Raw genomic sequence first — 13,804 nt, 5'->3', positions numbered from 1 at the left:
GCATCTCGTCCTGCTTCGTCGTTCGCCCACGTAGACAGCCATGCGGGAGGCATGGTTCCGGGGCGTGCCGAGCAGACCTTACGGCCAGGAGCCCCGTTTGTTCGCCCCCTCGAACAACTCGGGATGGACACGGTCTTGTCCGGACCACTGCTCAGAGGCTAGCTTCTCATCAGATAGAAAGCGCTTGCTGCATCGCTGATCAGGACGAGGCGTAGGCGGAGCGCACATCCGCGACCAGACGCGTACGAGACGCGCACCAGCGCCGCCTACGACGCCTACGAAGGGACCGACGTGACACGCAAGACGGTGCGTATCGCCATGAACGGCGTGACCGGGCGCATGGGCTACCGCCAGCACCTGGTCCGCTCCATCCTGGCCCTGCGCGAGCAGGGCGGACTCGACCTCGGCGACGGCACCGTGCTGTGGCCGGAACCGATCCTGGTCGGCCGTCGCGAGCACGCGCTGAAGGCGCTCGCCGAGCAGCACGGCCTGGGCCTCGACAACGTCTCGACGGACCTGGACGCGGTCCTCGCCGACAAGAGCGTGGACATCTACTTCGACGCCCAGGTGACCTCCGCCCGCGAGGAGGCGATCAGGAAGGCGATCGCCGCGGGCAAGCACATCTACACCGAGAAGCCCACCGCCACCGGCCTCGACGGCGCCCTCGAACTGGCCCGCCTGGCGAACGAGGCCGGCATCAAGCACGGCGTCGTCCAGGACAAGATCTTCCTCCCCGGTCTGCTGAAGCTGAAGCGCCTCATCGACGGCGGCTTCTTCGGCCGGATCCTCTCCATCCGCGGCGAGTTCGGCTACTGGGTCTTCGAGGGCGACTGGCAGCCCGCCCAGCGGCCCTCCTGGAACTACCGCGCCGAGGACGGCGGCGGCATCGTCGTCGACATGTTCCCGCACTGGGAGTACGTCCTCCACGAGCTGTTCGGCCGGGTGAAGTCGGTCCAGGCCCTCGCCACCACCCACATCCCGCAGCGCTGGGACGAGAACGGCAAGCCCTACGGCGCCACCGCCGACGACGCCGCCTACGGCGTCTTCGAGCTGGAGGGCGGCGCCGTCGCCCAGATCAACTCCTCCTGGGCCGTCCGCGTCAACCGCGACGAGCTGGTGGAGTTCCAGGTGGACGGCACCGAGGGATCCGCCGTCGCCGGTCTGCGCAACTGCCGCGTCCAGCACCGCAGTTCCACCCCCAAGCCGGTCTGGAACCCGGACATCCCCGCCACCGAGGTCTTCCGCGACCAGTGGCAGGAGGTCCCGGACAACCAGGACTTCGACAACGGCTTCAAGGCCCAGTGGGAGCTGTTCCTCAAGCACGTCTACGCCGACGCCCCGTACCACTGGGACCTGCTGGCCGGCGCCCGCGGCGTCCAGCTCGCCGAGCTGGGCCTGAAGTCCTCCGCGGAGGGCCGCCGCCTCGACGTCCCGGAGATCGCGCTGTGAGCATTCGACTCCCGGACGCCACCGGTGCCTTGCGGACCTACGAGCCGCGCACCGAGCCCCTCGCACTGAGCCCCGGTTCGCCCCTCACCTCCCGTACGGTCTTCTCGGCCGCGCACGTCGTCGCCGACCCGTTCGCCGACACGACCCCGGACGCGCCCGCCGCCGTCGACTGGGACGCCACCCTCGCCTTCCGCCGCCATCTGTGGTCCCACGGACTCGGCGTCGCCGAGGCGATGGACACCGCCCAGCGCGGCATGGGCCTGGACTGGGCGGGCGCGGCGGAGCTGATCCGCCGCTCCTCCGCCGAGGCGAAGGCGGTCGGCGGCCGTATCGCCTGCGGCGTCGGCACCGACCAGATCGCCTCCGGCACGCTCGCCGAGGTCCGCTCCGCCTACGAGGAGCAGCTCGCCCTCGTCGAGGAGTCCGGCGCCCAGGCCATCCTGATGGCCTCCCGCGCGCTGGCCGCCGCCGCCCGGGGCCCCGAGGACTACCTGGAGGTCTACGGGCACCTGCTCCGCCAGGCCGCCGCGCCGGTGGTCCTGCACTGGCTCGGCCCGATGTTCGACCCGGCGCTGGAGGGCTACTGGGGCTCCTCCGACCTGGACGCGGCGACCGACACCTTCCTGGAGGTCATCGCCGCGCACCCGGACAAGGTCGACGGCATCAAGGTCTCGCTGCTGGACGCCCAGCGCGAGATCGACCTGCGCCGCCGCCTCCCGCAGGGCGTCCGCTGCTACACGGGCGACGACTTCAACTACCCCGAGCTGATCGCGGGCGACGAGCAGGGTTTCAGCCACGCGCTGCTCGGCATCTTCGACCCGCTGGGCCCGCTGGCCGCCGAGGCCGTCCGGGTCCTGGACACCGGTGACACGGCGGGCTTCCGCGCCCTGCTCGACCCCACCGTGGAGCTCTCGCGCCACCTCTTCCAGGCGCCCACCCGCTTCTACAAGACGGGCGTGGTCTTCCTGGCCTGGCTCGCCGGCCACCAGTCGCACTTCACGATGGTCGGCGGCCTCCAGTCGGCCCGCTCCCTCCCGCACTTCGCCCGCGCCTACGAACTCGCCGACGGTCTGGGCCTGTTCCCCGACCCGAAGCTGGCCGAGGAGCGGATGCGGAACCTGCTCGCCCTGTACGGAGTCACCCAGTGAGCAACCCGGACCTGAGCCGCTTCTCCATCAACCAGATGACGGTGAAGCAGCTGTCGATGCCCGAACTCGTCGACGCCTGCCGTGACTTGGGCGTCGTCAACGTCGGCCTGTGGCGGGAGCCGGTGCAGGCGCACGGCCTGGAGGCGACCGCGAAGCTGGTCCGCGACGCGGGCCTGACGGTGACGACGCTGTGCCGGGGCGGCTTCTTCACGGCGATCGACCCGGACGAACGCGCGGCAGCCCTGGCCGACAACCGCCGGGCCGTCGACGAGGCCGCCGCCCTCGGCACCGAGGTCCTGGTCCTGGTCTCCGGCGGCCTCCCCGCCGGCTCCAAGGACCTGCACGGCGCCCGTGAACGCATCGCCGACGCACTGGCGGTCCTCGGCCCCTACGCCGAGGAGCACGGGGTGAAGCTGGCCATCGAGCCCCTCCACCCCATGTACGCCTCCGACCGCTGCGTGGTCTCCACCCTCGCCCAGGCCCTCGACCTCGCGGAACGCTTCCCGGCGCACCAGGTCGGCGTCACGGTGGACACGTACCACATCTGGTGGGACGACCAGGCCCCCGCCCAGATCGCCCGCGCCGGCGCCGGCGGCCGTATCCACACCTTCCAACTGGCCGACTGGACCACCCCGTTGCCCGAGGGGGTCCTCAACGGCCGCGGCCAGATCGGCGACGGCGCGATCGACATGCGCGAGTGGCAGGGCTACGTCGAGACGGCCGGCTACACCGGCCCGATCGAGGTGGAGCTCTTCAACGACGCCCTCTGGGCCAGGGACGGCCGCGAGGTGCTCGCCGAGACGGCGGCGCGGTTCGCGGAGCACATCGGCTGACGAGCCGGTTCGGCGGCGGTCAAGATTTTCTCAAGAAACCGTGCAACCGTGACGGCCCTTCGGCGGTCGTACAGGGCGTCAGGACTCTTGGAGGGGGATCTGGGGGGATCGCGGGGGGTCTTGATGCTGGAGGGGGTGGACGAGGGGCCCGGTCGCTGACCGGGCCCTTCGAAGCGTTCACGCGCGCCCGCTGTTCAGCGGCTCAGAAGAACACCCCGCACCGCAGCAGCACATTCGCGTACGGCCGGGCCTCGCCGGTCCGCACGACCAGCCGCGCCCGCGCCGACAGCCGCTTCAGCTCCTCGTGCGGGACCAGGGCCAGCCCGGGGAAGTGCCCGTCCAGCAGCGCCGAGGCCACCGGATTGGCCTCCCGCACCTCGCTCGCCGCCGTCGCCCCCTCCACGACCAGCTCGTCGAGCAGCCCCTCCAGGACCACCGCGAAGGACGGCACCCCCGCCCGGAAGGCGAGGTCGACCACCCGCGGCCCGTCCGGTATCGGCATGCCGGCGTCGCACACCAGCACCCCGTCCCCGTGCCCCAACTCGGCGAGCGCACCGGAGAGATGGCGATTGAGGATCCCCGCCTTCCTCACAGGGCGTCGACCTCCTCCGCCGTCGGGAACGACTCCTGCGCGCCCCGCCGGGTGACCGCCGCCGCCCCGACCCGCGCCGCGTACGCCGCCGCCTCGGCCAGTGCCGCGCCCGTCCCCAGCTTCCAGGCGAGGGCCGCCGTGAAGGAGTCGCCCGCGCCCGTCGTGTCCACGGCGTCCACCTTCACCGACGCCACCCGGGTGACGCCGTCCGCCGACGCCGCCAGCGCGCCGTCCGCGCCGAGCGTCACGACCACCGAGCGCGGCCCCTTCGCCAGCAGGATCCGCGCCCAGTCCTCGGGCTCGTCGCCCACCGCCGCGTCCCCGAGGATCACCTTCGCCTCGTGCTCGTTGACGATCAGCGGATCGCAGGCCGCCAGCACCTCGGCGGGCAGCGGGCGCGGCGGGGAGGGGTTGAGGACGAAACGGCTGCCGGGCGCGAGGGAGCGCACGACCTCCACGACCGTCTCCAGCGGGATCTCCAGCTGCGCCGACACCACCCGCGAGGCGTGGAAGAGACCGGCCGCGGCCCCCACGTCCTGCGGTGCCAGTCGGCCGTTCGCGCCCGGCGACACCACGATGCTGTTGTCGCCCGACGGGTCCACCGTGATCAGCGCGACCCCGGTCGGCGCCCCGCCCACCAGCACGCCCACCGTGTCCACGCCGGCCGCCCGCTGCGAGTCCAGCAGCAGCCGCCCGTGCGCGTCGTCGCCGACCCGGGCCAGCAGCGCCGTACGGGCGCCGAGGCGGGCCGCCGCGACGGCCTGGTTGGCACCCTTGCCGCCCGGATGGACGGCCAGGTCGGAGCCGAGGACCGTCTCCCCGGCCCCCGGCCGCCGTTCGACGCCGATCACCAGGTCGGCGTTGGCCGACCCTACGACCAGCAGGTCGTAGTCGTACATGAAGGAACTCCCCTGCTGCGTGGGCTGCGTGACTGCTGAATGCCCGATGCGTGTCTGCTGCGTGCCCGTTGCGTGTCTGCCGCGTGCCGAGGGGCGGGCGGCCCCCACCGGGGTGACCGCCCGCCCGCTCGCCCGTGTCAGCCGCTGAACCCGGCCACGTTCTCCTTGGTGACCACCTTCACCGGCACCTTCACCGTCTGCTCGACCTTCTCGCCCCGGAGCGCCTTGAGCGCGTTGTCCACGGCGATCCGGCCCAGCTCGGACGGCTGCTGCGCGACGGACGCGTACAGCGTCCCCTGTTCAACGGCCTTCAGCCCGTCCGGAGTTCCGTCGAAACCGACGACCTGCACCGACTTGCCGGCCTTGGAGCCCAGCGCCTTGATCGCGCCGAGCGCCATCTCGTCGTTGGCGGCGACGACGCCCTGGACGTCCGGGTGGGCCTGGAGCAGGTTCGACATCACGTCGAGGCCCTTGGTGCGGTCGAAGTCGGCCGGCTGCTGGGCCAGGACCTGGATGCCGGGGAAGGCCTTCAGCCCCTTGGCGAAACCTTCCGCCCGCTCCCGTGCCGCCGAGGTGCCCGCCTGGCCCTGGAGGATCACGATCTTGCCGGTGCCGCCCAGCTTCTCGGCGACCGTCCTCGCGGCCAGCTCGCCGCCGGCGACGTTGTCGGAGGCCACGAGCGCGTCCGTGGTCGCCTTGTTGACGCCGCGGTCGACGGCGATGACCGGGATGTCGGCCTTGCCGGCGGCCCGCACGGACGGTCCGGCCGCGTCCGAGTCCACCGGGTTGACGATGATCGAGTCGACGCCGGAACTGGTGAAGTTCTGGAGCTGGTTGGCCTGCTGCGAGGCGTCGTTCTGCGCGTCGGTGACCGTCAGGTCCACGCCCAGCTTCTTCGCCTCGGCCTTCGCGCCCGACTGGATCTGCACGAAGAACGGGTTGTTGAGGGTGGACAGCGCCAGCCCGACCTTCGGGTTCGCGCTCGCGGAGGAGCCGCCGTGCAGGAAGGAGGTCGCGCCGACGATCGCCGCCGTGACCACGGCCGCCAGCCCGTACGTCACCGCCTGCTTGCCCCGGCCGCCGCCGGCCCCCGCCGCCGGGGTGGCCGCCCCGGCCTTGCGGCGCACGGTGTCCAGCAGCACCGCCAGCGCGATGACGACGCCGATGACGACCTGCTGCCAGAACGCCGAGACGCTCAGCAGGTTGAGCCCGTTGCGCAGCACCGCCAGGATCAGCGCGCCGATCAGGGTGCCGGAGGCCTTGCCCGTGCCGCCCGCGAGGGAGGCGCCGCCGATGACGACGGCGGCGATCGCGTCCAGCTCGTAGCCGTCGGCGGCCTGCGGCTGCGCCGAGGACAGCCGGGAGGCGAGCACGATGCCCGCGGCGGCGGCGAACACGCCGGACAGGGCGTAGATGGCGAGCTTCTGCTTCTTCACCCGCAGACCGGAGAGCCGGGCCGCCTCCTCGTTGCCGCCGATGGCGTACATCGAACGGCCGATGTAGGTCCGGCCGAGCACGAACGCCGCGATCAGACCCATGACGATCATGACCAGCACGGGGACGGGCAGCCAGCCGCCCAGCGTGTCGCCCAGGTGCGAGACCGAGTCGGGGAAGGCGATCGGGGAGCCCTCGGAGATCACCAGCGACAGGCCGCGGGCCACCGACAGCATCGCGAGCGTGGCGATGAACGGCGGCAGCTTGCCGTACGCGATGAGGAAACCGTTCACCAGACCGCACACGACGCCGGTGACGACGGCGAGGACGACCGCGAGCGCCACGGGCACGCCCTGCTGGGTGGCGCTCCACGCCAGCACGGTGGCCGACAGGGCCGCCACCGAGCCGACCGACAGGTCGATGCCCGCCGAGACGATCACGAAGGTCACACCGAAGGCGAGGATGGCGGTCACGGCCGCCTGCACGCCCACGTTGAGCAGGTTGTCTGCGGTCAGGAAGTCGCCCGACAGCGCCGACATGGCGACGAGAAGGACGATGAGCGCGGTGAGCGCGCCGTTGTCGAGGAGCAGACGGCGGACCGCCGCGGCGCCACCGGCGCCCGTTGTGCTCTTGAGCGTGTCAGCGGCCACGGCCGGCCTCCACTTCAGGGGTCGTAGGGGTGGTAGGGGTGGGGGTGCTCACGGCGAGTGCCATCACCGCGTCCTGGGTGGCCTCGTCGGCGGGCAGCTCCCCGGCGATCCGGCCCTGGGCCATCACCAGCACCCGGTCGCTCATGCCGAGCACCTCGGGCAGGTCGCTGGAGATCATCAGGACGGCGGCGCCGGCCGCCGTCAGCTCGTTGATCAGCTGGTAGATCTCGACCTTCGCGCCGACGTCGATCCCGCGCGTCGGCTCGTCGAGGATGAGCACCTTGGTGTCCGCGAGCAGCCACTTGCCGATGACGACCTTCTGCTGGTTGCCGCCGGACAGGGTGCGCACGTGCTGGTGGAGTCCCGCCATCCGCACGCCGAGCTGCCGGGCGATCCGGTCGGCGGCCTCGTGCTGCCCCTTGAGGTCGACGAGCCCCGCGCGCGTGGCCGACCGCATGGTGACCAGCCCGAGGTTCTCCTCCACCGAGGCGTCCAGCACCAGGCCCTGGCCCTTGCGGTCCTCGGGGACGAGCCCGATCCCGGCCGCCATGGCCGCGTTCACGTCATGACGCCGCAGTCCGGCGCCCGCGACCCGCACGGCTCCCCGGTCGTAGGGGTCCGCCCCGAAGACGGCCCGTACGACCTCGGTACGACCTGCGCCGACGAGCCCCGCGACGCCGACGACCTCGCCGGCGTGCACCTCGAAGCTGACGTCGTGGAAGACGCCGTCCCGGGTGAGCCCCTCCACCGACAGCAGAGCCTCGCCCTTGTCGGCGCGTTCGCGCGGGTACTGCTGCTCGATGGAACGGCCCACCATGAGGCGGACGAGTTCGTCCTCGGGCGTGGAGGCGGGCACCTGGCCGACGCTCTTGCCGTCGCGGATGACGGTGACGCGGTCGCCCAGGGCGGCGATCTCCTCCAGGTGGTGCGTGATGAACACGACGCCCACGCCGTCCTCGCGCAGCCTGCGCACGATCGAGAAGAGCTTCTCGACCTCCTCGGAGGTGAGCACGGCGGTCGGCTCGTCCATGATCAGCACGCGCGCGTCCAGGCTGAGCGCCTTCGCGATCTCGACCATTTGAAGGCGCGCGATGCCGAGTTCACGCACCCGCGCGCGGGGGGACACGGTGACGCCGACCCGCTCCAGCAGGACGGCCGCCTCGGCCTCCATCCGCCCTCGGTCGATCATCCCGAAGCGGCGCGGCTGCCGCCCCAGGAAGATGTTCTCGGCGACCGTCAGATCGGGTACGAGGTTGAACTCCTGGTAGATGGTGGCGATCCCGAGGCGCTCGGAGTCCTGCGCACCGTTGATGCGCACCTCCTCGCCGCCGGCCAGGATCCGCCCGGCGTCGGGCGTGTAGGCGCCGGAGAGCATCTTGATGAGGGTGCTCTTGCCCGCGCCGTTCTCACCGAGCAGCACGTGCACCTCGCCCCGCCGCAGGTCGAAGTCGACGCCGTCGAGCGCGACCACACCGGGGAAGGTCTTGCGTATGCCTTCGATGCGCAGCAACTCGTCCGGGTTGCTCACGACGTACTCCTTCGTACGGGGGACTGTGCGGGGCCCGGCTCGCCGCACGAGCGGCGTACGACGAGACGGGCGGCGAGGGTGACGGACAGCGGGGGCCGCCCCTCGATGCGGTCGACGAGCGCGCGTACGGCGGCCCGGCCGAGTTCGCCCGTGGGCTGGGCGATGGCGGTGATCGGCGGATCGGTGTGCACGAACCAGCGGATGTCGTCGAACGCGGCCAGCGCGACATCGTCCGGGACGCGCAGCCCACGCGCGCGTACGGCGTCCAGCGCGCCCAGCGCCATCAGGTTGTCCGCGGCGAAGACGACCTCGGGCGGCTCGGGCAGGTCGAGGAAGCCCTCGGTGACCCGGCGTCCGCTCTCGGCTTGGAAGTCGCCCTGCCCTGTGTAGGCGTCGGGCAGGGGGAGCCCGTACTCGGCCATGGCGGCCCGGAAGGCCTCGACGCGCTCGCTGCCGGTGGTGGTGGCGGCCGGGCCCGCGATAATGGCGAGCCTGCGGTGCCCCAGCCCGTGCAGATGCGCGACCAGGTCCCGTACCGCCTCCCGGCCGTCCGCCCGCACCACCGGCACGTCCACGCCCGGGATCCACCGGTCGACGAAGACCATCGGCGTCCCCGCGCGCGCGGCGTCCAGCATCAGCGGGGAGCCGCCGTCGGTGGGGGAGATGAGCAGACCGTCGATGCGGCGGTCCAGCAGGTTGCGGACGTGGTGGTCCTGGAGGTCGGGCCGCTCGTCGGCGTTGCCGATGACGACGCTGTAGCCGAGCGCGCGGGCCTCCTCCTCGACGGAGCGGGCCAGCTCGGTGAAGTACGGGTTGAGCACGTCGCTGATGACCAGGCCGAGGGTGTGGGTCTGGTCGGTGCGCAGCGACCGGGCGACGGCGTTGGGGCGGTAGCCCAGCGTCTCGACGGCGGCCAGCACGCGGGTGCGTGCGTCGGCGCTCACGGACGGGTGGTCGTTCAGGACGCGCGAGACCGTGGCGACGGAGACCCCCGCCGCGGCGGCGACGTCCTTGATGCTCGCCATCGCCGGTCCACCTCCTTGTGGAATCAGCCGACTCCATGAACCTTGGAATCGATTACATCGCTGTGTGCGGACGATTGGAATCGATTACACGGCCGGAAGGCAATACCCCGAGACCGGATCGTGATGTCAGACCCCGCCGGTACCGTCGGAGCATGTCTGATCAGGCGGGGGCGGCCCCGGCGGGGGAGCGGCGCACGGCGACGCTCGAAGGCGTGCTCGAACGCATCACCTATGCCAACGAGGAGAACGGCTACACGGTCGCGCGCGTCGACACCGGCCGGGGAGGCGGCGACCTCCTCACGGTCGTCGGCGCGCTGCTCGGCGCCCAGGTGGGCGAGTCGCTGCGGATGGAGGGCCGCTGGGGCTCCCACCCGCAGTACGGCAAGCAGTTCACCGTGGAGAACTACACGACGGTCCTGCCCGCCACCGTCCAGGGCATCCGCCGCTACCTGGGGTCGGGCCTGGTCAAGGGCATCGGCCCGGTCTTCGCCGACCGCATCACCCAGCACTTCGGCGTCGACACCCTCACGATCATCGAGGAGGAGCCGAAGCGCCTGATCGAGGTGCCCGGGCTCGGTCCCAAGCGCACGAAGAAGATCGCCGACGCCTGGGAGGAGCAGAAGGCGATCAAGGAGGTCATGCTCTTCCTCCAGACCGTCGAGGTCTCCACGTCCGTCGCGGTGCGCATCTACAAGAAGTACGGCGACGCCTCCATCTCCGTGGTGAAGAACCAGCCCTACCGGCTGGCCGCCGACGTCTGGGGCATCGGCTTCCTCACCGCCGACAAGATCGCCCAGTCCGTCGGGATCCCGCACGACAGCCCCGAGCGCGTCAAGGCGGGCCTTCAGTACGCCCTCTCCCAGTCCGCCGACCAGGGCCACTGCTACCTGCCCGAGGAGCGGCTCATCGCCGACGCGGTCAAGCTCCTCCAGGTCGACACCGGGCTCGTCATCGAGTGCCTCGCCGAGCTGGCCCGGCCGGACGAGGACTCCGGCGAACCCGGTGTCGTACGGGAGAAGGTGCCCGGTGAGCACGGCGAGGAGGTCGTCGCGATCTACCTCGTCCCCTTCCACCGCGCCGAACTCTCCCTGTCCGCGCAGCTGTTGCGCCTGCTGCGCACCGGCGAGGACCGGATGCCGGGCTTCCGTGACGTGGCCTGGGACAAGGCGCTCGGCTGGCTCAGGTCCCGCACGGGGGCCGACCTCGCGTCCGAGCAGGAGGCCGCCGTCCGGCTGGCGCTCACCGAGAAGGTCGCCGTCCTCACCGGCGGCCCCGGCTGCGGCAAATCGTTCACGGTCCGCTCGATCGTGGAGCTGGCCCGCGCGAAGAAGGCCAAGGTCGTGCTCGCCGCCCCCACCGGCCGCGCCGCCAAGCGCCTGGCCGAGCTGACCGGCGCCGAGGCCTCCACCGTCCACCGCCTGCTGGAGCTGAAGCCCGGCGGCGACGCGGCGTACGACCGCGACCGTCCGCTCGACGCCGACCTCGTGGTCGTCGACGAGGCGTCGATGCTGGACCTGCTGCTCGCCAACAAGCTGGTCAAGGCCGTGCCGCCGGGCGCGCACCTGCTGTTCGTGGGGGATGTCGACCAGCTGCCCAGCGTCGGCGCGGGCGAGGTGCTGCGGGATCTGCTGGCCGACGGCAGCCCGGTGCCCGCCGTGCGCCTCACGCGCGTGTTCCGCCAGGCCCAGCAGTCCGGAGTGGTGACGAACGCCCACCGGATCAACGCCGGGCAGCACCCGGTCACCGACGGCATGAAGGACTTCTTCCTCTTCGTCGAGGACGACACGGAGGAGGCCGGCCGACTCACCGTGGACGTGGCCGCCCGCAGGCTCCCCGCCCGCTTCGGCCTCGACCCGCGCCGGGATGTGCAGGTGCTGGCCCCCATGCACCGCGGCCCCGCGGGGGCCGGGGCCCTCAACGGCCTGCTCCAGCAGGCCATCACCCCGGGCCGCCCCGACGTGCCGGAGAAGCGGTTCGGCGGCCGGGTGTTCCGCGTCGGCGACAAGGTCACGCAGATCCGCAACAATTACGACAAGGGGGAGAACGGTGTCTTCAACGGCACCGTGGGCGTGGTCACCGCGCTCGACCCGGTCGACCAGCGCCTCACGGTCCGGACGGACGAGGACGAGGAGGTGCCGTACGAGTTCGACGAACTGGACGAACTGGCGCACGCGTACGCGGTCACGATCCACCGTTCACAGGGCAGTGAATATCCCGCGGTGGTGATCCCCGTCACCACCGGAGCATGGATGATGCTCCAGCGGAACCTGTTGTATACGGCCGTGACGCGCGCCAAGAGGCTTGTCGTGCTGGTCGGTTCGCGCAAGGCGATCGGACAGGCCGTGCGCACGGTGTCGGCGGGGCGGCGCTGCACGGCACTCGACTTCCGCCTCACGGGCTCCTGACCTCGCCGGGCCCAAAAATGATCGATCAAATGAGTCGTGAAGGTCACAAGGCACTTCCACAAGCGTGACGAAGGCGGCAGGATGAGCAAGTTGACGGCACTGAGTGCCGCCAGCAAGCCCAATGGTCGACCCCGAGTGCACTCTCCTGCGCCAAATGGGGGATGGTAGAGACAGTCAGGGCAACCTCGAAGAAGAGGCACAACGTCGGTGAGGGATGACGTGAGCGAGCACACCAACAACGCTGTAGTACTGCGGTACGGCGACGGCGAGTACACCTACCCGGTGATCGACAGCACCGTCGGCGACAAGGGCTTCGACATCGGGAAGCTTCGCGCCCAGACCGGTCTCGTGACCCTGGACAGCGGATACGGCAACACCGCCGCCTATAAATCCGCCGTCACCTACCTCGACGGCGAGGCCGGCATCCTGCGGTACCGCGGCTACCCGATCGAGCAGCTGGCGGAGCGCTCCACCTTCCTGGAGGTGGCCTACCTGCTGATCAACGGTGAGCTGCCGACCGTCGACGAGCTCAGTGTCTTCAAGAACGACATCACGCAGCACACCCTGCTGCACGAGGACGTCAAGAACTTCTACCGCGGCTTCCCGCGCGACGCCCACCCGATGGCCATGCTGTCGTCGGTGGTCTCCGCGCTGTCCACGTTCTACCAGGACAGCCACAACCCGTTCGACGAGAAGCAGCGCAACCTCTCCACGATCCGGCTGCTCGCCAAGCTTCCGACGATCGCGGCGTACGCCTACAAGAAGTCGATCGGTCACCCGTTCGTCTACCCGCGCAACGACCTCGGCTACGTCGAGAACTTCCTGCGCATGACGTTCTCGGTCCCCGCTCAGGAGTACGAGCTCGACCCGGTCGTCGTCTCCGCCCTGGACAAGCTGCTCATCCTGCACGCGGACCACGAGCAGAACTGTTCGACCTCCACGGTCCGTCTGGTGGGCTCCTCGCAGGCGAACATGTTCGCCTCGATCTCCGCCGGCATCAACGCCCTCTGGGGCCCGCTGCACGGCGGCGCCAACCAGTCCGTCCTGGAGATGCTGGAAGGCATCCGCGACGCGGGCGGCGACGTCGACTCCTTCATCCGCAAGGTGAAGAACAAGGAGGACGGCGTCCGCCTGATGGGCTTCGGCCACCGGGTCTACAAGAACTTCGACCCCCGCGCCAAGATCATCAAGGCCGCCGCGCACGACGTCCTGTCGGCCCTCGGCAAGTCCGACGAGCTGCTGGACATCGCGCTCAAGCTGGAGGAGCACGCGCTCTCCGACGACTACTTCGTCTCGCGCAGCCTCTACCCGAACGTCGACTTCTACACCGGCCTGATCTACCGCGCCATGGGCTTCCCGACCGAGATGTTCACGGTCCTCTTCGCCCTCGGCCGCCTCCCGGGCTGGATCGCCCAGTGGCACGAAATGATCAAGGAGCCGGGCTCCCGCATCGGCCGCCCGCGCCAGATCTACACGGGCGTGGTGGAGCGGGACTTCATCCCGGTCGAAGAGCGCTGAACCCTGCGGGGCTGAGCGCGGTGGTCGTGCCGGCCGGGGCTCTCCGGGCCCTGCCGGCCGGGCCCAGCTGACGTCCTGCCGGTCGGGCCGCGGTGAACGACCGCCCGAGCGGCGTGTGTTGAGCCGCTGCCGGCCGGGTGCCGCTCGGTCGGCGCGTGCCTTCGGGCGGCGCGGCCGGGGGTCCGGGGGTTGTCCCCCAAGGTGACACTGCCACCGCAGTGGTGGAGCGGGACTTCATCCCGGTCGAAGCGCGCTGAACCCTGCGGGGCTGAGCGGTTGTCTGCTGTGAGCAGGGGTTGTCCGTCAGGGCAGCCCCTGCTGGC

General features: G+C 71.1%; 10 protein-coding genes. 5 read left to right on the top strand and 5 right to left on the bottom strand.

What is annotated here, in order from left to right; all coding sequences use genetic code 11:
- Positions 1-291: 291 nt before the first annotated feature.
- From ACFYX4_RS05095 to ACFYX4_RS05085, 3 genes are read left to right on the top strand one after another with little or no spacing between them, the layout of a single operon-like run.
- Entirely contained in the window at positions 292-1,449 is a 1,158-nt protein-coding gene (locus ACFYX4_RS05095; RefSeq protein WP_389325948.1) for a Gfo/Idh/MocA family protein, read from the top strand.
- Entirely contained in the window at positions 1,446-2,597 is a 1,152-nt protein-coding gene (locus ACFYX4_RS05090; RefSeq protein ID WP_389325945.1) for a dihydrodipicolinate synthase family protein, read from the top strand. The genes ACFYX4_RS05095 and ACFYX4_RS05090 overlap by 4 nt, the downstream gene beginning before the upstream one ends.
- A gap of 35 nt (positions 2,598-2,632) precedes the next feature.
- The gene (locus ACFYX4_RS05085; protein WP_389326750.1) at positions 2,633-3,430 is read left to right on the top strand and encodes a sugar phosphate isomerase/epimerase family protein; all 798 of its coding nucleotides are present in this window, start codon (positions 2,633-2,635) and stop codon (positions 3,428-3,430) included.
- 202 nt (positions 3,431-3,632) lie between these two features.
- Here ACFYX4_RS05085 and rbsD read toward each other — a convergent pair whose 3' ends face one another.
- From rbsD to ACFYX4_RS05060, 5 genes are all read right to left on the bottom strand, one after another.
- Positions 3,633-4,022, bottom strand: coding sequence for a D-ribose pyranase (gene rbsD / locus ACFYX4_RS05080; protein ID WP_389325942.1), 390 nt, complete (start codon positions 4,020-4,022; stop codon positions 3,633-3,635).
- A complete protein-coding gene (locus ACFYX4_RS05075; protein WP_389325939.1) occupies positions 4,019-4,921 on the bottom strand; it encodes a ribokinase in 903 nt (300 codons plus the stop codon). The genes rbsD and ACFYX4_RS05075 overlap by 4 nt, the downstream gene beginning before the upstream one ends.
- A gap of 137 nt (positions 4,922-5,058) precedes the next feature.
- Entirely contained in the window at positions 5,059-7,005 is a 1,947-nt protein-coding gene (locus ACFYX4_RS05070; RefSeq protein WP_389325936.1) for a substrate-binding domain-containing protein, read from the bottom strand.
- Positions 6,995-8,533, bottom strand: coding sequence for a sugar ABC transporter ATP-binding protein (locus tag ACFYX4_RS05065; RefSeq protein ID WP_389325933.1), 1,539 nt, complete (start codon positions 8,531-8,533; stop codon positions 6,995-6,997). The genes ACFYX4_RS05070 and ACFYX4_RS05065 overlap by 11 nt, the downstream gene beginning before the upstream one ends.
- Complete coding sequence (locus ACFYX4_RS05060) at positions 8,530-9,558, bottom strand: LacI family DNA-binding transcriptional regulator (protein WP_389325930.1); 1,029 nt, start codon at positions 9,556-9,558, stop codon at positions 8,530-8,532. Before ACFYX4_RS05060 ends, ACFYX4_RS05065 begins: the two co-directional genes overlap by 4 nt.
- Positions 9,559-9,710: 152 nt before the next feature.
- Between ACFYX4_RS05060 and ACFYX4_RS05055 the strand changes: the two genes are divergently transcribed.
- Both ACFYX4_RS05055 and ACFYX4_RS05050 read left to right on the top strand, forming a co-directional pair.
- On the top strand, positions 9,711-11,963 hold the full coding sequence (locus ACFYX4_RS05055) for an ATP-dependent RecD-like DNA helicase (protein WP_389325927.1): 2,253 nt from the start codon (positions 9,711-9,713) through the stop codon (positions 11,961-11,963).
- Positions 11,964-12,182: 219 nt separating this feature from the next.
- Positions 12,183-13,481 (top strand): citrate synthase, encoded by a 1,299-nt coding sequence (locus tag ACFYX4_RS05050; protein ID WP_389325924.1) that lies wholly within the window; start codon positions 12,183-12,185, stop codon positions 13,479-13,481.
- Positions 13,482-13,804: the final 323 nt, after the last annotated feature.

It is taken from the genome of Streptomyces sp. NPDC002328 (assembly GCF_042890065.1).
Taxonomy (GTDB): Bacteria; Actinomycetota; Actinomycetes; order Streptomycetales; family Streptomycetaceae; genus Streptomyces.
This window is presented reverse-complemented; position numbering and strand designations above follow the sequence as displayed.